Source organism: Vibrio vulnificus CMCP6 (assembly GCF_000039765.1).
Lineage (GTDB): Bacteria > Pseudomonadota > Gammaproteobacteria > Enterobacterales > Vibrionaceae > Vibrio > Vibrio vulnificus_B.
The window spans coordinates 1,269,307-1,288,152 of record NC_004460.2; the positions used below are offsets into that span (position 1 = coordinate 1,269,307).

18 protein-coding genes are annotated in these 18,846 nt (G+C 47.4%); 11 read left to right on the top strand and 7 right to left on the bottom strand.

Annotation, left to right across the window (positions count from 1 at the left end; all coding sequences use genetic code 11):
• Positions 1-17: 17 nt before the first annotated feature.
• Positions 18-992 (bottom strand): ParB/RepB/Spo0J family partition protein, encoded by a 975-nt coding sequence (locus VV1_RS20595; protein ID WP_011082065.1) that lies wholly within the window; start codon positions 990-992, stop codon positions 18-20.
• Between the two features lie 7 nt (positions 993-999).
• On the bottom strand, positions 1,000-2,217 hold the full coding sequence (locus VV1_RS20600; RefSeq protein ID WP_011082066.1) for an AAA family ATPase: 1,218 nt from the start codon (positions 2,215-2,217) through the stop codon (positions 1,000-1,002).
• A gap of 1,409 nt (positions 2,218-3,626) precedes the next feature.
• Here VV1_RS20600 and VV1_RS20605 point away from each other — a divergent pair.
• The gene (locus tag VV1_RS20605; RefSeq protein WP_011082067.1) at positions 3,627-5,597 is read left to right on the top strand and encodes a replication initiator protein RctB domain-containing protein; all 1,971 of its coding nucleotides are present in this window, start codon (positions 3,627-3,629) and stop codon (positions 5,595-5,597) included.
• A 352-nt stretch (positions 5,598-5,949) separates the two neighbouring features.
• On the opposite strand, the gene VV1_RS20610 is transcribed toward VV1_RS20605, so the two are convergent.
• Genes VV1_RS20610 through VV1_RS20620 form a run of 3 tightly spaced genes read right to left on the bottom strand, consistent with a single transcriptional unit; the run spans position 5,950 to position 8,196 of the window.
• The gene (locus VV1_RS20610; RefSeq protein ID WP_011082068.1) at positions 5,950-6,417 is read right to left on the bottom strand and encodes a hypothetical protein; all 468 of its coding nucleotides are present in this window, start codon (positions 6,415-6,417) and stop codon (positions 5,950-5,952) included.
• Positions 6,417-7,382 (bottom strand): ABC transporter ATP-binding protein, encoded by a 966-nt coding sequence (locus tag VV1_RS20615; protein ID WP_011082069.1) that lies wholly within the window; start codon positions 7,380-7,382, stop codon positions 6,417-6,419. Before VV1_RS20615 ends, VV1_RS20610 begins: the two co-directional genes overlap by 1 nt.
• Complete coding sequence (locus VV1_RS20620) at positions 7,351-8,196, bottom strand: ABC transporter ATP-binding protein (protein WP_011082070.1); 846 nt, start codon at positions 8,194-8,196, stop codon at positions 7,351-7,353. Before VV1_RS20620 ends, VV1_RS20615 begins: the two co-directional genes overlap by 32 nt.
• 349 nt (positions 8,197-8,545) lie before the next feature.
• On the opposite strand from VV1_RS20620, the gene VV1_RS20625 reads away from it, so the two are divergent.
• Positions 8,546-8,743, top strand: coding sequence for a PA3496 family putative envelope integrity protein (locus tag VV1_RS20625; RefSeq protein ID WP_011082071.1), 198 nt, complete (start codon positions 8,546-8,548; stop codon positions 8,741-8,743).
• A 193-nt stretch (positions 8,744-8,936) separates the two neighbouring features.
• Complete coding sequence (gene ribA / locus VV1_RS24135) at positions 8,937-9,992, top strand: GTP cyclohydrolase II (RefSeq protein WP_080505745.1); 1,056 nt, start codon at positions 8,937-8,939, stop codon at positions 9,990-9,992.
• Between the two features lie 44 nt (positions 9,993-10,036).
• Here the strand turns inward: ribA and VV1_RS20635 are convergent, their stop codons facing one another.
• Positions 10,037-10,792 (bottom strand): substrate-binding periplasmic protein, encoded by a 756-nt coding sequence (locus VV1_RS20635; RefSeq protein ID WP_011082073.1) that lies wholly within the window; start codon positions 10,790-10,792, stop codon positions 10,037-10,039.
• Between the two features lie 75 nt (positions 10,793-10,867).
• Between VV1_RS20635 and VV1_RS20640 the strand changes: the two genes are divergently transcribed.
• From VV1_RS20640 to VV1_RS20650, 3 genes are all read left to right on the top strand, one after another.
• On the top strand, positions 10,868-12,808 hold the full coding sequence (locus tag VV1_RS20640; protein WP_011082074.1) for an ATP-binding protein: 1,941 nt from the start codon (positions 10,868-10,870) through the stop codon (positions 12,806-12,808).
• Between the two features lie 159 nt (positions 12,809-12,967).
• On the top strand, positions 12,968-13,177 hold the full coding sequence (locus tag VV1_RS20645) for a DUF3283 family protein (RefSeq protein ID WP_011082075.1): 210 nt from the start codon (positions 12,968-12,970) through the stop codon (positions 13,175-13,177).
• A 130-nt stretch (positions 13,178-13,307) separates the two neighbouring features.
• Positions 13,308-14,024: a YebC/PmpR family DNA-binding transcriptional regulator gene (locus tag VV1_RS20650; protein ID WP_011082076.1), complete on the top strand. Its 717-nt coding sequence runs from the start codon at positions 13,308-13,310 to the stop codon at positions 14,022-14,024.
• A 34-nt stretch (positions 14,025-14,058) separates the two neighbouring features.
• Here the strand turns inward: VV1_RS20650 and VV1_RS20655 are convergent, their stop codons facing one another.
• Positions 14,059-14,304 carry a DUF2798 domain-containing protein gene (locus VV1_RS20655; protein WP_011082077.1) on the bottom strand — a complete coding sequence of 82 codons (246 nt, stop codon included), beginning with the start codon at positions 14,302-14,304 and terminating at the stop codon, positions 14,059-14,061.
• A gap of 39 nt (positions 14,305-14,343) precedes the next feature.
• On the opposite strand from VV1_RS20655, the gene VV1_RS20660 reads away from it, so the two are divergent.
• The 5 genes from VV1_RS20660 (at position 14,344) to VV1_RS20680 (ending at position 18,835) form a co-directional block, all read left to right on the top strand.
• The gene (locus VV1_RS20660; protein WP_011082078.1) at positions 14,344-15,288 is read left to right on the top strand and encodes a LysR family transcriptional regulator; all 945 of its coding nucleotides are present in this window, start codon (positions 14,344-14,346) and stop codon (positions 15,286-15,288) included.
• Between the two features lie 171 nt (positions 15,289-15,459).
• Positions 15,460-16,113 carry a hypothetical protein gene (locus tag VV1_RS20665; protein WP_370293435.1) on the top strand — a complete coding sequence of 218 codons (654 nt, stop codon included), beginning with the start codon at positions 15,460-15,462 and terminating at the stop codon, positions 16,111-16,113.
• 10 nt (positions 16,114-16,123) lie between these two features.
• Positions 16,124-16,819 carry an ABC transporter ATP-binding protein gene (locus tag VV1_RS20670; protein WP_011082080.1) on the top strand — a complete coding sequence of 232 codons (696 nt, stop codon included), beginning with the start codon at positions 16,124-16,126 and terminating at the stop codon, positions 16,817-16,819.
• The gene (locus VV1_RS20675) at positions 16,807-18,072 is read left to right on the top strand and encodes an ABC transporter permease (protein ID WP_011082081.1); all 1,266 of its coding nucleotides are present in this window, start codon (positions 16,807-16,809) and stop codon (positions 18,070-18,072) included. Before VV1_RS20670 ends, VV1_RS20675 begins: the two co-directional genes overlap by 13 nt.
• The gene (locus tag VV1_RS20680) at positions 18,065-18,835 is read left to right on the top strand and encodes an outer membrane lipoprotein-sorting protein (protein WP_011082082.1); all 771 of its coding nucleotides are present in this window, start codon (positions 18,065-18,067) and stop codon (positions 18,833-18,835) included. Before VV1_RS20675 ends, VV1_RS20680 begins: the two co-directional genes overlap by 8 nt.
• Positions 18,836-18,846 lie beyond the last annotated feature (11 nt).

Genomic DNA, 18,846 nt, shown 5'->3' on the forward strand with positions numbered 1-18,846 from the left:
CTAACGTACTAAAGGCGTTAGCCTAGCTTGCTTTCAAGGAACTGCAGAATCTCTTGCATGGTTTTGTCATCCACTTTTTTCAAGTTTAGTGACAAGTTGCTGCCTTTGCGGCTGTAGCTTGCGCGATCTTTCACTAGTTCAACTTTCTCAGCTTTAGCCTTTGCTTTCACTGGGCTCAGTTCCGCAATCCACGCTTCGATGTTTTCCGTCACTTCTTTGGTTAAACGAGCCACACCTTGCGCTTGGCTGCGTTGCCAAACAAAGCCTTCGTTTGTGCGGCATTTATTAAGCAGCGCTTTTTGCTGCGGTTCTGCCAACGAATTATATTGCTTGTGCAGCTTGACGATGGTTGGACGGCCAAGGTCACTCACATTTGGATACGCTTGCAGTAACTCAAGTGGTAATGAAGCCGCTTTTAATGCGCCACTGACGAGGGCTTCACTGCACTGGAACATTTTCGCCAGCGCTTTTTGGTCTTCCGCGTCGCCTTTTTCCAGTTTGGCCAACATCTCTTTGCCTTTTTCATACAAAGACAAAGGCTTGTGGGCATTCGCCACATCAGAGAGGAACTTCGCATGTTCCGTGCTGATGTTATCCGCCACATAGACTAAGAAATCTTTGCCCGCCAAAATACAAGACATACGACGGCGACTACCGTCCAGTACTTCGATTTTGCCATCCGCCGTACGACGACCCACGGCTGGATATTGCTGGCCACGATCACGTAGTGTGGCCAAAACATCTGACAGTGCGTGCTCGGTTAAGAAAGATTGTTCACGCGCATTTTCTGCAAAAACGGAGGTTTGTGTTGCCACTTGATCGGCGGCAATACGGATCAGCTCGAAGGTCACCGTTTCTTCACCCGCGACCGCCAATTCAATCACTTGTGCTTGTTCTTTTGCTGCTGTTTGCGCTTCTTGCGGTGTTGCCACGCGGCGTTTGTTCGCTTTGCCAAACAGTTTTGCATTGAGATCGGAAGTTTTAATCGCCATAACTTAATTACCCTTGATTCAATGAAGACCAGTAAGAATGCAGCACACGCTCTAGTTCCAATGCGCTCTTTTGTACTGCGTCTTGCGCCGTTGCTAAGGTCTTCTTGCCTCCTTCAAAATCACTTGTCGTGAGGTCAAATACCGTGCTGTACGTGTCGGCACAAGTTTCGAAGGCGCGGCTACGTGGAATGGTGGCCATCATAACTTGATCACCAAGCAGATAGTTCATCTCTGTCAGCACAGAGACTTGCTTCTTGTTGTCATCTTCAAACATGGTTGGCATCAGACGCACAAACTCTAACCCTTTCCAATCCTCTGGGAACATTTCGTACACCGTCGGTAGATGCTGGAAGAAGTTAACCGTTGATGCCCAGTCTAAACGCTTAGCCGCACATGGAATCAGCAGTGCATTGGAGGCGTACATCGCATTCCACACCAGTGGATCGACGTGAGGACCAGTATCAATCATGATGATGTCGAAGTCATCGGCAATCTTGTCAATCAGCTTTTCTTTCAGCAGACGTACAATGTCTAGCGATTGATTTTGCGACAAATATTGCCACGCTTCAGCATTGAACATCGCATCTTCAGGGAATGCAGAAATGGTCTTCAAGTTTGGATATTGCGTTGGTAGCAACACATTCTTGTGAAGAAACGAACGATCCACGTCGACGTTTTCCGGCACATTATCCAACATGATATCGACCGCCGAGTAAATATTGTCGTGCTCAGCAATGCTAATTTGTGGATTGAGGAACAGACGCAGCGACCCTTGAGGATCCAAGTCAATCAAACAGATACGGTAGCGCTTGTCTAAGTTCAGTGCCAAGCAAGCGGCTAAATGCACCGCCGTCATGGATTTACCCGTACCACCCTTTTGGTTCTGTACGTTGATGATCCAAGGTTTGCCATTGCCACCATTTTTACGCTGGTGGAACTTAGGTACTCCCGCAGCGTCCATCAGCATGTGCGCTTCTTCAAGAGTGATCGAATAGTGATTCGCGTTATTCTTGGTAAACTGGTGACCTTCCGCTTCCATTTTACCGATGGCATCGTCCAACTTACGTCGGGTTAATCCAGAACGCGTTTCCATCAATGCTTTTGACATCGGCGGAAAATAATCATCACTGCGCTCTTCTAGCACTATCTCAATACGGTCGGCTTGCACCTGTTGGGTTGATTCAGCCAACTGCATGAGATTTTCGATCGTTTTTTCTCTTTTCATTGTCTATTCCTTTAAGAAATATCTTTCACCCGATTGTACAGCACTTTTAACTTATGACAACAAAAAGGTGAACGGTCATTTTGAAGAATAATCACATAAAAATGAATTCATCGCGTCATAATGATGTAAAAATCAGCAAAGACTGACTAATTGAGAAAATTCTTATTTAAAATCTAGCAAGCAGTAAGCAACAAAAGATCAAAGATTTAAAATGTTACGACGTCACATATTTACAATGTAAAGTCATAATAACTCGGAACGATTGACATTGGTCACTAAACTACGGTCAATGTAAGATGAATTTTAACAGTGCGTATCAAAACGTTATGCCACTAGGTAAATACGAGGTCCATTTGTTCGTTCAAGCAACATTGTGACTCGGTGGGTTATTTTAAGCTTCGATATTTTTGTACAAAATACGTTCAAAAAAGCCTCAATCCTATTCTATAAAAAGAACGAATTAATCCGTTGGAGTACAAAAGAGGCCAATGTTCAGCTACTCCATAGATACCGACATCTCTTGATCATGCTTTCGATGATGGCGTAAGAACATGGAAAATGTTCATTTTATGTCTCTGGAAGAATGATCAAGTGATGCTTTAATCATTCTTCCTGATAATGAGCCGTTATCGAAACGATGATCATGGGAATTCATACTGTAAAATAGGCCTTCCGATGATGGCGTTAATGATCCTTATAATACGGAAAGATGATCAAGTAGCGATGGATTCGGAAGCATGAAAAAATATCACTAAGTTACGGTCAAATGCAGATAGAACGGGAGATCAAGCTCGTTTGGCTCAATTCATCATCTAGTGAGATTGGCTTTCAGATTAGAATATTGACCTTGATATGCCGTGATCATGCTTTCGTATTTTCTCAATGAAATAGCGATGAAAGACAAGAAGATAGATTTGCTGATTGTTTAGCCAAACTCAGCGAGAATTGCGGAAAAAACATTCGCATCCTGACAAACAAGCTTTATGATGATCATGCTTCCGTCTGTTCATTATTACGAATGACAACGTGAAAACAGCAAAGTTATTCTCACCGCTGTGGATAAGTTGTTTACTCATCATGATCATGCTTTCCTTCTTACGTTGATCACGCTTGCGCATTCATGATGATCATCTTTACGTCTCGGTTTGATCATGTTTTCGCAGTCTATATGATCATGCTTTCTGGATTATTATGATCATGCTTCCTAGATGGTAAAAATAAACCTTTTGTTTTACAGTAAGTTACTAGCAATTCCGCCGCTAGATCAATAGATCATATAATCAATTAAGATCAGATTAATCAAAAAGATCAGTTATTTAAAAACAAGCTTTTTTCTTTATTTATGATCTATTTTTCTTTATCCTCTTGGAACTATAGCGCTTTTACGGTCAATGTGATCTGGATCTAGAATGACAACGGAAGAAAAAATACTGATCAAGGCTCCAAGAAGCCACAAAGATGGTCACCTATTTGAAGTCAATGAATCTTCAGCAGATTGGGTGGAGCAATATCAGCACTTCAAAGGGGTAACAAAAAGTATTCTTGAATTGCTAAACCTCATTTCATTAAGAGGCTTTAGCAGCAAAGATGGTTTGGTTTCCACCACAGAACTGGTTGAAGCAACCGATGGACACTTAACCCGAGCAGCGATTCAGCAACGACTGAGAGCAGCGGTCAGTATTGGTTTGTTCACTCAAACTCCGGTACGTTTTGAAGAAGGGCTCGCTGGGAAAACCATGCTGCATCACTTCGTCAATCCAAATAAATTGATTTCCGTTTTGGGCGCTACCAGCCTTGTCACTGAGAAAGTCAAACAGACCGAAAAAGAGAAGCGCTCTAAGGCACTGGCTCAAACCCAAGTGAATAAGCGACTACTGAATGAACATGGCTTGAATACCCCGCCTGGCATGAAGGATGAAGCGGATCAATTCGTGGTTTCTCCGACCAATTGGGCCGGTATTATTGATCAAGCTTTAGCACCACCAAGAACACGCAAGAATTACCAAAAATCGATGGTGTCGATTTCCGGTACACGCGCAGTGATCGAGACACGATCATCGAAAAACATCATGACGGTGGACGATCTCATGACGTTGTTTGCGCTGTTTACCTTGACGGTTCAGTACCATGATCATCACAAAGAAGAATATCAAATGGATGCGGCGCACATTCCAAACAAAACGCCGTTGTACATCACCGATATTCTGTCTCTACGTGGCAAAAAAGACAGTGGTCCGGCACGTGATTCCATTCGCGACAGCATCGATCGCATCGAGTTTACCGATTTCCAACTGCACGAGCTTACTGGCCGTTGGTTAAGTGAAAACATGCCTGAAGGGTTCAAGAGTGATCGTTTCCGCTTCCTAGCACGCACCATTACCGCTTCGGAAGAGGCCCCTACAGAGGGCAGTGATGGCGAGATCCGTATCAAACCTAACCTCTACATCTTGGTATGGGAGCCATCGTTTTACGAAGAACTGCTCACTCGCGACTATTTCTTCCTGTTTCCGCCTGAGATCTTGAAACAGCATACCTTGGTGTTTCAACTCTATTCCTATTTCCGGACGCGTATGGCACGCCGTCATACCGACAGCATGTTGCTAAGCGAACTTAACCAAAAATTGGCGCGAAACATTGAATGGCGTCGTTTTTCGATGGATCTGATCCGCGAATTGCGCCGACTGTCAGAAGGGAAGGGGACAGAGGATCTTTTCGTGGTCAATTTGTGGGGCTACCACCTAACGGTGGAAACGATCCAAGAACAAGACAAAGTGATCGATTACCAAGTCGATATCAAATGTGATGTCGAAGAGGTGCTGCGTTACTCGCGCGCGCGCACCACCAATGCGGGTAAACGCAATATGGCGCCAACTTTGCCAAACCCTCTGCGTAATGAAATGGTCAGCAAACAGAAGCTCGATGAGCTTTCAGGCATTATTGATGGTGAGTTTGAACCGATTCAGCGCAAAGAACGCTCTCCAAAAGGCAATTTGGGCCGCCGAGTGAAGCTACGTAAGCACTTAGTTGAGATCAATGCTGACGAAATCACCATTACCCTAACCAAATACACCTCCCCAGAGGCGCTAGAACGCAGTATAACGGCGTTATCGGCAATGACAGGGCATCCATATGCTTCGATTAAAGAAGAGTGCCAGGAGCTGCTAGAGAAGCTGGATTTCATTCGAGTCGATGAAAGCATCTTGCCCTACGAAACTTTGAGTAAAGTGGTTGAGCTTTACAACGGTCAAACCGAAAACAAACATTTGTCCATCGAACGTTTGATCGCGGGCTTAGCAGTACGTCGTAAAGTGTGTCGCCAAGTCTTTGAGGGGCATTTGGATGAGACGGTTTTCCGCGCGCTAGACGAAGTCGCTGTCTAACAGTCAACACCTTGATCATGCTTTCAGGCTTGAGAAGACTCAGGCCTGATTGGTTTTTGCTGAACGGATTGATTCACGTAACGAATTATTGCTAATTGCAACAAATTGTATATTGATGGAAAACAGACCGAACGTTAACAATTTGCTGACATTGCCCCCAGCCTACGCCGCTAATATCAACCACGAATAGACAACCTTTTGTCCTTTCTGATGATTAATAGATTGGCTCATATTGTTACATTCATTCTGAATAGATTTCGCGAGTTCTGTTGAACTCGCTTTTTTTTTGCCTGCTGAATGCGCGTCTCGATCTCGCGCTATACCTTGATCATCTTTCCGTCGCTATGGGCGACTAGTGCCAAATCACTTGATCATGCTTTCGAGGTTCATTCCACGCTAACGCTTCCATCAATTTGACATGCCCTTCAATCAGACAATGTGCTCTAGTGAGCCAGTTTTGTTGATCTTCTTGCTGATTACAAAACTCTAAGCTCAGTACCGCCATATGCTGCAAGCGCTTCATGCACCAATCGCGAATGGCCATATCGGTATTATGATCGCACGCTACGCGCTCGAGTTGACTTGACGTGTAGTTGAGAAACTCGAACGCGCACTCAGGATTGAGATAGCGGTGCTGCTGAAACAGTCTTAGGCATCCATCTAGCCAACACGCTATCGCCTTGCTTTGATCGTCGCTGAGCTCAGGCCCAAATACCGAGTCTGGCGCAGAGAAGATGATCGTTTTCAGCGTATCACCTTGATCATGCTTTCGATCTTGGTACCAAGTCGAAATGTTGTTTAGCCAGATAGAAAGATCCATTACGCCGCCTTAGTCCATTGTTTTACAAAATGATTTGGCCCAACTTGCTCACATTCATCCACCACAATGCTGCTTTGCTGGCGAATCACGTCGGCATCTAATGAATAGTCTGGTTCACTTTTCACCAGATCGCCAAATGGTAAGTCTGGATCAGGCACGGCGGAGATCAGCAACTTGGTGTAAGGGTGTTGCGGATTGCTCAAAATGGCGCGGGTGTCACCCCATTCGACAATCTGCCCTTTGTACATGACCGCGGTCTCTTCTGCGATGTAGTGCGCGGTAGCGAGATCGTGCGTGATGTATAGAAAGCCAATGCCAAGCTCTTTTTTCATCCGCTGCATAAGGTTCAATACCCCCAAGCGGATGGACACGTCTAACATGGATGTGGGTTCATCCGCTAAAATGATTTGCGAACCCACCGCTAGCGCTCGGGCTAAATTGACACGTTGTCGTTGGCCGCCGCTCAATTGGTGGGGAAACTTGGTTAACGTCTCTTCGCTGAGCTCCACCAGCGCCAATAACTCGGCCAATTTGGCCGGTACTTCTGCGTCTGAGAATACTTGACCATGAATTTTCAGAGGGCGAGTCAAATGATGCTCAATGGTGTGTGTTGGATTGAGGGAGCCAAATGGGTCTTGAAAGACCATTTGTACCTTGCCGCGGTAATCCAATATCTCTTTGCGAGATTTAAGTTCTGAGATGTCTTTGCCCTGAAATAGAATCTTTCCTTCAGTTGGCGGGTAGACCTTTGTGATCAAACGGGCACAGGTGCTTTTCCCACATCCTGATTCTCCCACCAAGGCCAAAGTTTTGCCTGCATATAGGTTGAAACTGACGCCATGCAGCGCGCGAAACGATTCTTGGCGTGCGAAGCCTCCGCCGACAGTAAATTCTTTAACGACATTTCTAAGTTCGATGACGGGGTTGTCATGATTACGCTCCTTGCTCGACGGTGCTATGCACATCATGAATATTGGGAAAAGAGGACCAAAGTTTCTGAGTGTAGGGGTGTTGTGGGTGGTTGCGGATCTGGTAGGAAAGATCGACCTCAACGATCTCGCCATGACGCATGATGGCAATGCGATCACACAGTTGACTCATCAGGGCAAGATCATGAGTGATAAAGAGCACTGAAAAACCAAACTCTTCGCGTAACTGATAGATTTGTTGGAGGATCTCGCGTTGCACCACCACATCGAGCGCCGTGGTGGGCTCATCCATGATGATCAATTTCGGATTGAGAGACAGTGCAATCGCGATCACCAAACGCTGGCGCATCCCGCCACTAAACTGGTGTGGGTATTCACTTAAACGGTGACGGGGAATATTGACCAGATCGAGCAGCTTTTCTGCTCGATCTTTGGCCTGCGCATCGGAAAAACCGCTGTGGTGGCGAAGGACATCGGCAAATTGCTCCTCAATGGTCAGCACGGGATTAAGCGAATTCATCGCACTTTGAAACACCATGGCAATTTCACTCCAACGCAATACGCTCAGAGCTTGGTTGGACAATGCCAGTAAATTGCGACCTTCAAACTGAATTTCCCCCCCAGAAATAAATGCGGGCGGTTTGTGAAGGCGATTGATTGCAAAGGCAATGGTACTTTTTCCGCAGCCCGATTCGCCTGCGAGGCCAAAAATCTCCCCTCGACCAATATCGAAGCTTACGGACTTGACCGCGTTGAAATCGCCGTTGTCGGTGATGTAATCGACACACAAGTTTCTAACCTGCAACACGGGATCTGGATGGAACGCTTTGTCAGCGTGAAACACACTCATAGAGACACCTTACATTAATATAATGATAATTATTATCATTTATCAGGTGTTATGCGTTTGCAAAAGAAGGAGGCAAGAATTTGTTGAAGTGGCTCGAAAGATTGTGGTGATTGATGGGGAAAAGCCATGCGCTCAGCCAAGAAAATGAGAGCTTGATCAGCTTATTTTTGCAGGGGCAATTTCTTGAATGTACTTTGTCGATTTCGATTAAGCAAAAAGTTAATGACGGATTTATAATTTAGTTGGTAGAAGAGTGGAAATGGTCACATTTCCTCACTGTTTTGCTTAATTCACGAAATCGGGTTTGCTATAGATCGGGTGTCGAAAACATGGTGCGTTCGGAGGAGATATGTCCATTAATTCAATCAACCATGACGAGATGGCAGATATGGCTCACAAATGGGAAGTTTCTGAAGAAGAAGTTGTCCTAAGGCCAGAAAAGCAAGTGAAATCAGCAGAGGCGAGACGCCGAATTGAAGCGCTAAGAGAGATCCGCGAAAGTGGTCTGAGCATTGAAGAAGCCAAGGAACTAGGATTGCTTCACTAAGTCTTGCTAACGATATGATTTTATAAACCTTGAGGGTAGCATCATGCTACCCTTTGTGTTTTTAACTCGGCCATCAAAGCGCTGCCAACCCCGTTCGCTGTTTGACAATCCTCCTGCTCGTTACTAAACACTATATCAATAAGATGTGCATTTTGTTTCTTATTCTTTGTGTTATGACGTCAGGAGCAACATCATGGAGCAACCGATTTATTTCTATGAGCCAGATGAAAATCATGGCTTTCTCGCCAACTTCTATCCATGCTCGATCACCGTTTCTGGGACGTGCTGGCCGAGCAGTGAACATTACTACCAAGCACAAAAATTCGACGATGTCCGGCTACAGGAAAAAGTGTTGAGGGCAGAAGATGCTGCACAAGCTTTTCGGCTTTCACGCGAATATCAGCAGTGGCAAAGGCATGACTGGTATGACATTCGAGTAGAAGTGATGAGATTCATTGTGCGCGAGAAATTTTTGCAAAACACGCCCCTAGCGCATCAACTGCTTGCGACGGGAGATACTGAACTGAAAGAACATTCGCATAAGGATGCCTTTTGGGGGGATGGGGGCGATGGGCATGGACGCAATGAGCTCGGGCGTATTTTGATGATGGTTCGAGAGGAGTTGCAAGAGCACGCGCCATACAATCTGGTGCAGTTTATTGACAGTGCGAAGTTGCCTACCCAGTGGGGGACATTTCAAATGTATGGTTTCATTGAAAAAGCCACCGGGAAAGAGCATTTGGCGCTCGTGTATGGGGATATTGAACAACAGGCAGCGCCTTTGATTCGTCTGCACTCTGAGTGTTTAACAGGCGATGCGCTGTTTAGTGCCCGCTGTGATTGCGGTTTTCAGCTCGCCAAAGCCTTGCAAAACATCGTGGCAGAAGGGGCGGGCGTGTTGCTCTATTTGCGGCAGGAAGGGCGGGGGATAGGCCTTATCAATAAAATTCGCGCTTATCACTTACAAGATGACGGGGCCGACACGGTGGAAGCTAACGAGCAACTTGGCTTTGGCGCCGATATGCGCGATTACGCGTTTTGTCGCGGCATTCTCAGTTTTCTCGGCATTGAACGTGTGAGGCTGATGACCAACAACCCACGCAAGGTGAAGGCACTGCAATTGGCCAATATTGAGGTGACGGAGCGCGTGCCGCTGCAAGAAGGCAATAATCCGCACAATCATCAGTATTTAAGAACCAAAGCCGATAAGCTAGGCCACATGTTTGATCGCAACTTCGTTAAACCTTAGTGTGCTCGACAACGAATAAGCAAAGTAAAAGGGCCGTGAGGCCCTTAAATGTATTTGTTGACGATGCGTTGCAACTCGCCACTTTGTTTAATTTCTTTCAGTCGTTGGTTGATAAAGCGTTGTAGCGTTGCATCCATGTTTGGTGAGAAAGCGAGGTAAATTTGATAGTCAGGGATGATTTTCTCGAAAGGCTGCAAAGCAAATTGTTCGGGATCTAACTTCAATTGCTGGATGTTGTAGTTCACCCTTGACGCCATTTCGACAAAAGCGGTATCACCTGGCGTGCGGCTAACCACGCGAAACGCCGCTTGGTAATCTTTTACCCGAATTTCCTTCACTACCCCATCTTGAATGTATGGAGAGAGTTGGGGGTAATCAAACCCCATCAGCAGCACCACCCCTTTGTTTTTCAGATCGGAAATGTCATTGAAAGCGATGGGTTTCTTTCGGCTACTAACCAGCGTGTGTTTTACAGTGTAAATAGCTTCCTCAGAGAGATTCTCCGCCTGCACTTTCCCCCAGCCAGGGCTGCCATAAGTAATCCAATTTGGCTCTCCACCGTTTTCTAAAATGGAGATCATACGATTGAACGGATAGGTATGAAAACGAAGCGTATGTTCACTGTTGGAAAAGATAGCACGGACGATGTCGGTGACGATGCCTTGCTGATCGTGCCCATCTTGTTCGATTTGAAATGGCCTTGCCTGATTCGCAATCACGTAGTAGTTGACCTCTTGCGCTAACGCAAAAGAAGAAAAGATCAGCATGGATGTGCAAATCCATCTATTGAGCCGTTTCATACGCCCTCCGTTTTACTAATGAAAAGTCGTGACTATATTTATACTAGAACAAGTCATTTAAGGTGCTAGTTTCATATGAGAAAAAGTATGAACGGCAAGCGTCAGATAGGCATCGACAAGCAACTGATGATTGCGGTCATTTTGTTGAGCTTAGCTTTCACCTTGGTCAGTACTGGCTTCAATGTGTACTGGGATTACAAGCAAGAGCTAAAAAAACGACAAGCCGAGCTCAATTGGGTCGAGCAAAGTTATTTGCAAAGCCTAACAGAGAGCCTGTGGGTGGAAGATCGTCAGCACCTAGAATCGCAAGTACAAGGCATGATGACCTTGCCTTTTATTGACGCGATCGACATTGCTAACGAGAACGAAGTCATTGTCAAAACGGGCGATGTTGGCCACTCAAAACGCGTGCTTGAGCGACGTTGGCCCATGGAATATCAGTTGGCAGACAATCATTATTTGTTGGCGAATTTGACGGTGCGCTCCAATCTCGATGAAGTCTACCAAGGGCTTTGGCGTAAGTTTGCATTGCTGCTCGTTGGGGAATCGATCAAAACCTTCCTGCTGATGGTCGGGGTGATTTACATTGCTTTGTCGCTTATCGTTAAACCCATCAGCCTGTTGTCTCGAGCGGTGAGCGATTTTAAAGACGGTGAGACACCGAGCCGGCTTCGTTTGCCAGCTCGAGCGTTTGACGATGAAATCTCGCTACTGGCGGAGAAATACAACAGCAGTGTTGAGCGATTGCGTAGCAATTATGCGGAGTTAAAAAGCGCCAAAGAGCAAGCGGAAGTGGCGAATGTGAAAAAAAGCGAATTTTTGGCCACCATGAGCCACGAAATCCGCACCCCGATGAACGGCATCATTGGCGTGGCTTCACTTTTAAAAGAGATGGAGCTTTCCAGTGAGCAGAAACAGTATGTAGAGATGATCAATCACTCTTCAGAATCTTTGCTCGACATCATCAACGACATTCTTGATTTCTCAAAAATTGAAGCAGGGAAAATGGCTATCTCCCTCGAGCCATTTTGCCTTAGTGATCTCGTCGAGCAAATGTGCGCCATTTATACCCTCAAGGCGCATGCGAAAAATCTGCAATTTGTTGTTGAGCTGGCCGAGGATGTGCCGCATACCATGAGTGGCGACAGCAAACACCTCAAACAAGTGCTAAATAACCTGTTGGGTAATGCGGTGAAGTTCACCGAACGCGGCTATGTCAAACTGGTGGTCGCAAAAGAGTTGGACGCGCAGCACATACCCCATATTCGCTTTCAGGTGTTTGACTCCGGCATTGGCATTGCGAAAGAGAAGCAAGAGTTGGTGTTTGAACGCTTTCAACAAGCCGATGGCAGCACCACCAGAAAATACGGCGGTACTGGCTTGGGGTTGGCCATTTGTCGTCGCCTAGTGAGTTTAATGGGGGGAGAATTAGAGCTCAAAAGCGAAGTTGGGCTAGGCAGTTGTTTTGAATTCAGTGTTCCTTGTGTTGATGGGGAAGGCGTTTTTGCCAAAGATCGCAAAGATAATGTGCGCCATTTGCAAGAGTTGGGGGTGACCGAGGTGGACTCAGAACCCTCCTCTGCTCATCAATCCAGCCAAGTCGCAGCGCTGCCAAGAGCCTTGCTGGTGGAAGATACTTTCATCAATCAAAAAGTCGCTAAGTTGATGCTAGAGAAAATCGGCTTGGCGGTGGACATCGCAGAAGATGGTGAGCAAGCCCTTGTGCTCTGCCAGCAGCAGCAATACGGCATCATTTTCATGGATTGCCAAATGCCGGTATTGGATGGCTTTGAAACCACGGAGATTTTGCGTGCCAGCGATGGCTGGACCCGAGATGTGCCGATCATCGCGTTAACCGCCAATGTAGTGGTGGAGGATAAACAGCGTTGTTTTGACGTCGGTATGAACGATTTTCTTGCCAAGCCGGTGACTCAGCAACGAATGAGTGACATGGTCAAACGCTATCTGCCTTTTGATGATTCCTCCACAGGCTCGCATCGTCATCAGCAGCCATGATTCCTTTGGCTAAATTTCTATTCTGCCCACTCGGCTTTTTATGCTATATTGCGCCGCTATACTCAAATAACCTCGTGATGTGCTTGATAGAGCACGAGACCATTGCTGTGCAATGAGGCGAGGTGGTCATGTTTTAATGTTCACTGTTCGAGGATATGCATGTCGTTCAATCTTTCACTGTTACCGCCGGATGAAAAAAATCGAATTGAGCTGGATAAGCAAGCTTCCTTTTTGGTTTGGCAATTGAAAGAAGCGAAATGCGGCCCTGATGCAATCATGACGCAGGCCGAGAAGTTGTCCGATCCGAGCGAAAAAGCGTTTTTTGAGCAATCGATCGAGAAATACAAACGAGTGATGGGGGTGGCATAACTCGATTTGTGCCCAGTTTCCTTAATTTAAGTGACCGGTGCCCCATTCCTCAGCGGAGCGAAAATTGAATTGGTTTCGCTTTTTGCTAAAATCCTTCGCGTTAAAAATGTAAATGTAGAGAGACATCCCGATGGGAAGAAGTTTTGAAGTGCGCAAAGCCTCTATGGCGAAAACTGCAGGCGCAAAAATTAAAGTTTATTCCAAATACGGTAAAGAAATTTACGTGTGTGCGAAAAACGGTGGTATTGACCCAGACATGAACTTGTCACTGCGTCACCTGATCACGAAAGCGAAAAAAGATCAGGTTCCATCACACGTTATTGAAAAAGCACTCGACAAAGCAAGTGGCGGTGGCGGTGAAGATTACCAACCAGCTCGCTACGAAGGTTTTGGCCCAGGTGGCATTAGCGTGATCGTTGACTGTCTAACAGACAATGGCAACCGTACTTTCCAAGACGTTCGTCAGTGCTTTGTGAAGACAGGTGCAAAAATCGGTACTCCTGGTGTGGTTGCACACATGTTCGATCACCAAGCGGTATTCCAGTTCAAAGGTGACGACGAAGAGTCATTCCTAGAAGCGCTGATGATGGCGGATTGCGATGTGACTGACATCGAGCTTGAAGATGGTGTGATCACTATCTACGCGCCAAACACTGAGTTCTTCAAAGTAAAAACGGCGCTAAACACCGAGTTCCCAGATTTGGTTATCGATGTTGAAGAGATCACTTTCGTTCCACAGAACTACAGCCCTGTGCCGGAAGAAGACGCAGAAAAATTCCAGAAGTTCCTAGATATGCTGGATGACTGTGATGATGTTCAGCAGGTTTACCACAACGCTGAAATGTAAGATGTAAAAACCGAGCTCAAGTAGCTCGGTTTTTTTATGCGCTGATTTGTGGGCTCGTCACTTTACTTGCCAGCCATGCGGCCATTTTTCTGACCTGTGGTAATACGGTGAGATTCAGTAGCAAGGCGCAAGGCCAAGCGATGGTGAAGCTTTGTAGCCAAATTGGCGGCCAGTCAGCGCTAAATCCCATCTTATAGCCAGAAATAAGCCCCGACATCACCGTGGCCATCGTCAGTGAAGATAAAATAGCGGTGAGCCAAAATTGCAGATCTTTTTTCATTGAGTCGTCTCTCTTTATTGCTGTCTCTGTTCGCCTCTAATGTATACTTGCCTATATTTGGAAAAAATAGGCAAATTGAGAACTGTGAATTCCATATTCGGAAATATCGATGACTTGTATCTCTTCTGCTGCGTGGTGGAAGAAGGCTCACTGTTGGCGGCGTCACGTAAGCTGGCTTTGCCTGTTTCGACCATGTCTCGCCGTTTATCCGCATTAGAGGAGCGCTTAGGGCTGCGATTATTGGAAAAGCGTGGTCGAGAGCTACTGCCTACTCAAACGGGGCGAGAAGCCTTTGCACAGCTGAGTAGTGGTATGGAACAGATTGAGCTCGGTTTGCTGCATTTACGCCATCACTCTGAGCGGGTCGACGGCAAAGTGAAAGTGGTGATGCCACATCGAATTTATGGTGACTTTGTGGGGCCGGTCATTGAGCAGTACATGCGCGACCACCCCAAAGTGAAACTGGATCTGATCTTGAGCCAAGAATACGCCACGCCAGAAACCGATCGGGATCTGGTGATCACGTTCGACATTCGAGGAATGGACGAGATGATCGCCCGACCTTTCTTTCATGCTCGTCACGCCTTTTTTGTTAGCCAAGCGTATTTGGCGCGAGTGGGAAGCATCACCACTCCTGAAGAGATGGCGACATTTGATTGGATATCGATGACGCGTGATACGCAAATTCCGGTATACCAAGGCGAGCAATTGATCACCATGATCGATACTCAGCCTCGTTTGGTGGTCAACGATATCAATGCGTTGATCCGCGCGGTAGAGCAAGGGTTTGGAGTGGCCTCATTGCCTTTAAGGCATGTTGACCCGAGTCGTGGGTTGATCCGAGTCCTGCCTGAATATCACCGTGGGACGCGTCAAGCGTATCTGGTTTATCGCCAACGTGCCTATCAGCCAAAAGCGTTAACCTTGCTGATTGAAGCGCTGTTAGAGAAAGTACAACAAGCCGAGTTCCGAGCGCGCCCCTAGCGCATCTGCCCCTTCTTTCACCTTAACGCGCACTTCATCGCGCGCTCAATCCGTTTATCTCAAATAGCGACCCTTTATCCCGCTATTTTTCCGTTGGTCGCAAACCCCTGTGAAGGGGCCTTGGTGCTTTTATTCTGTCATCGTCAATCAAAGCACAAGGATATCGCGACGATGTTAGTGAAAAAGAAAACCATCACCACCTGCCTAATGATGACCAGTCTCTTCTTCGCGCCTATGGTCATGGCTAATCCAGATCAAGCGTTGATCAATCAATACAACCTAGCGGTGGAAGGGGAAACTGCGCTGGTGGATCACGTGTATGGTCAGTTGAACGCCTTGATCGAGCGAGAAGGTGCCAAGCCGCTCTCTCTGGTGTACCTCGGCAGCACGCAAACTTTGCAAGGGCGAGATGCCTTCTTGCCATGGAACAAAATGAAATTGACTGAGCAGGGGCTTGCGACCATCAGTAAAGGGCTAGGCATGCTCGACACCTTACCGCCCTCACTGAATGAGCAGCAGCGCATTCAAGGGCTGCCAGAGGGCTACCTTGCTCGTGCGATGGCTGCCGCCACGTTTACCTCTCTGCCCGATATGTTCAATCATTTCGAGCGCGGCTATGAACTCTATTTAGAGTTGTTAGCAGAACCGGATTTTCAAGCGCAGCCCTTTGCCGCCACCTCGTGGGTCTATCGCTATGCCATTCAAGCGGCCTTGCGCGCACAAGATGTGCCGCAAGCTAAAACTTGGTTAGACATGATGGAAAACCAAGATCGCGACAACCTTGATACCCGCTCCGCATCGGCACAAATCGACGTGCAAGGTTAATGGAGGCACTATGATTCAGTTTTCTAATCTGCAGCGCCATTACCAGTTAGGGCTATTGGAAGTCCCTGCACTGCAATCGGTTAGCGGTGCGATTGAACAAGGTGAAATGGTGGCACTTTGTGGCCCTTCAGGCTCAGGAAAAAGCACGCTGCTCAACATCTTAGGGTTATTGGATATGCAGTATACCGGGCAAGTGACGCTGCATGGCGATGATTACCCTCGTTCGGCCAATCAAGCGGCAAAACTTCGACGCGAAAAGCTCGGTTTTATCTTCCAAAAGTTCAATCTTGTGCCAGTGATGACGGCGCTAGAGAACGTGGCGTACCCGTTATACCTCAATGGTGTCGATAAGGCCAAACAGCGTCAGTTAGCGGCTGAAATGCTCGAACGTGTTGGCTTAGGGGAGAGTTTACATGCCTTGCCGGATCAGCTTTCTGGTGGTCAACAGCAACGGGTGGCCATTGCACGGGCGTTGGTCCATCGGCCTACCTTAGTGATCGCCGATGAGCCGACGGCCAGCCTAGATAGCGTCACGGCCAACTTGGTTATCGACATCATGAAACAACTCGGCCATGAACGGGCCACCACGTTTGTTGTGGCTACCCACGATGGGCGAATGGCATCACGTTGCGATCGCACTATTGAACTATTAGATGGCCGCTTGCGTCAGCATCACGAGCAGGAGGTGATCTCATGGGCCAGTTAGTTGCACGTCTGTTTCCTGATTCGCTGCGCTTGGCGTGGCTTAACCTAAAGCGCAATGGTCGCCGCAGCTTGTTGTCTGTTCTGATCATTGCCATTGCGGTATTCGCGTTGACCAGTGCGGGTGGGTTTGGTTTGTACACCTACGACAGCCTCAAAGAGTCAACGGCGAGAGACACTGGCCACATTACCATCAGTACGCCGGGCTTTTTTGCTAAAGAAGAAGAGATGCCTCTGAGCAATGGCTTAAGCCAGCCTGATGACCTTATTGCCAGTGTCATAGGCCTCAATGAGGTGCGTGGTGTGCAGCCGAGAATAGAATTCAATGGTCTCATTTCCAACGGCAGTAAGTCGGCGATTTTTGTCGGCATTGGTGTAAATGATCGTGAATTTGATATGAAAGGGCCTTTTCTTGATGTTCGAGAAGGTAAGACGTTATCCAACCCACGAGGACAACGCTACGATCCGGCGGAACCGGAAGTGATGTTGGCGATGGATCTGGCGCGAAATCTCAATGTGACGGTGGGGGATTGGATTACCCTGTTGGCCACCACCACGGACGGAGCCCTCAATGCATACGACTTCAAGGTGCGTGGCCTCTACGCAACGGGGGTGCCTGAGTTGGATAAGCGCCAGCTTTACATCCACATTGACAGTGCGCAATCGCTGCTGGCAACAGACAAAGTGAGTGTGATTTCTGTGTTCCTGTTTGAGACCGAAAAAACCGCCGCCGTGCAGCAGCACTTGTCGGCTTTGCTGAGTCAGTTCTCTCAAGAGCTGAAATTGACGCCTTGGCAAGAGCGGGCCTTCTTCTATCAGAAAGTGAAAGATCTTTATGACCGTATTTTCGGCATCATGGGGGCGGTGATGGGGCTGGTGGTGTTCGTGGCACTGTTTAATACCATGACCATGTCGGTCACTGAGCGAACCCGCGAAATTGGTACCTTATCGGCACTGGGCAGTTACCCGCGCGACATCATCATTGGCTTCTTACGTGAAGCGGGGCTATTGGCTTTGCTGGGGAGCCTTGTTGGTGCGCTAGCCAGTGGTGCTATCTCACTGCTTTTAATGGTGGTGGATGTACAAATGCCACCGCCACCAGGCAGAACCGATGGTTACCCACTGATGGTTTATTTCTCATTTGAACTGGTAGCCATCGCGGCGGTTGGTGTGGTGTGTATCTGCCTTCTGGCTGCCTATCTTTCTGCCCGCAAAGGGGTAAACAAACCGATTACGGAGGCGCTAACCTATGTATAACGCAATAAAAGCTGGCTTATGGATGGCGCTGCTTTGCGCCTCAAACTGGGCGTCGGCTCAACCGAGCGATGAACAAGTGATGAGTATGATCAAGCAAGCGGACGATTACCGACTCAAAGAAACGTCTGCGCGCGTGGTCTCATTGGTGAGCCTGTATGAGAACGATCAGTTGGACAAAACTCGTGAGTACCATGTTTACACACGGCCAAATCGCGAATCTCTGGTGATTTTTAAATCGGCCGTGGAGGCGGGGCAAAAGATGTTGATGCTGCAAGATAACTACTGGTTACAAATGCCAAAAAGCCGTCGACCGATTCGCATCACGCCAATGCAGAAACTGCTGGGGGAAGCATCGGTAGGGGACATTTCAACCCTCACTTGGAGCGAGGATTACCAAGCCACATGGAGAGCGGAGGAAATCGTGTCCTCGTTGTCAGGGCAAGCAACGTCAACACAGCATTTACAGCTGACGGCCAAAACCTCAGGGGCCAGTTATCAAACCATCGATCTGTGGTTGACCGTGCCTGAGCACTTTCCGCTCAAGGCGGATCTTTATCTGCGCTCTGGCAAGTTGGCAAAGCAAGCTTGGTTTACACGTGGCGAGCGCAACGGGGAGCCGAGCGTGACGGAAATGACGTTGCTCGATCATATTCAGCCAGCGAAGAAAACCGTCATTGAGTACCAAGATGTTCAGCCGTGGCAGCTTGAGGATAAGTTTTACAATCCCAGCTATCTCTCTAAGGCCGATTCGGTGCAATTCTAGCTAACTAAGGA

What these genes read in the sequence shown, in the direction of transcription:
- VV1_RS20595 (WP_011082065.1), bottom strand. Translation starts at nt 992, where the DNA reads ATGGCGATTAAAACTTCCGATCTCAATGCAAAACTGTTTGGCAAAGCG.
- VV1_RS20600 (WP_011082066.1), bottom strand. Translation starts at nt 2,217, where the DNA reads ATGAAAAGAGAAAAAACGATCGAAAATCTCATGCAGTTGGCTGAATCA.
- VV1_RS20605 (WP_011082067.1), top strand. Translation starts at nt 3,627, where the DNA reads ATGACAACGGAAGAAAAAATACTGATCAAGGCTCCAAGAAGCCACAAA.
- VV1_RS20610 (WP_011082068.1), bottom strand. Translation starts at nt 6,417, where the DNA reads ATGGATCTTTCTATCTGGCTAAACAACATTTCGACTTGGTACCAAGAT.
- VV1_RS20615 (WP_011082069.1), bottom strand. Translation starts at nt 7,382, where the DNA reads ATGTGCATAGCACCGTCGAGCAAGGAGCGTAATCATGACAACCCCGTC.
- VV1_RS20620 (WP_011082070.1), bottom strand. Translation starts at nt 8,196, where the DNA reads ATGAGTGTGTTTCACGCTGACAAAGCGTTCCATCCAGATCCCGTGTTG.
- VV1_RS20625 (WP_011082071.1), top strand. Translation starts at nt 8,546, where the DNA reads ATGTCCATTAATTCAATCAACCATGACGAGATGGCAGATATGGCTCAC.
- ribA (WP_080505745.1), top strand. Translation starts at nt 8,937, where the DNA reads ATGGAGCAACCGATTTATTTCTATGAGCCAGATGAAAATCATGGCTTT.
- VV1_RS20635 (WP_011082073.1), bottom strand. Translation starts at nt 10,792, where the DNA reads ATGAAACGGCTCAATAGATGGATTTGCACATCCATGCTGATCTTTTCT.
- VV1_RS20640 (WP_011082074.1), top strand. Translation starts at nt 10,868, where the DNA reads ATGAGAAAAAGTATGAACGGCAAGCGTCAGATAGGCATCGACAAGCAA.
- VV1_RS20645 (WP_011082075.1), top strand. Translation starts at nt 12,968, where the DNA reads ATGTCGTTCAATCTTTCACTGTTACCGCCGGATGAAAAAAATCGAATT.
- VV1_RS20650 (WP_011082076.1), top strand. Translation starts at nt 13,308, where the DNA reads ATGGGAAGAAGTTTTGAAGTGCGCAAAGCCTCTATGGCGAAAACTGCA.
- VV1_RS20655 (WP_011082077.1), bottom strand. Translation starts at nt 14,304, where the DNA reads ATGAAAAAAGATCTGCAATTTTGGCTCACCGCTATTTTATCTTCACTG.
- VV1_RS20660 (WP_011082078.1), top strand. Translation starts at nt 14,344, where the DNA reads ATGTATACTTGCCTATATTTGGAAAAAATAGGCAAATTGAGAACTGTG.
- VV1_RS20665 (WP_370293435.1), top strand. Translation starts at nt 15,460, where the DNA reads ATGTTAGTGAAAAAGAAAACCATCACCACCTGCCTAATGATGACCAGT.
- VV1_RS20670 (WP_011082080.1), top strand. Translation starts at nt 16,124, where the DNA reads ATGATTCAGTTTTCTAATCTGCAGCGCCATTACCAGTTAGGGCTATTG.
- VV1_RS20675 (WP_011082081.1), top strand. Translation starts at nt 16,807, where the DNA reads ATGGGCCAGTTAGTTGCACGTCTGTTTCCTGATTCGCTGCGCTTGGCG.
- VV1_RS20680 (WP_011082082.1), top strand. Translation starts at nt 18,065, where the DNA reads ATGTATAACGCAATAAAAGCTGGCTTATGGATGGCGCTGCTTTGCGCC.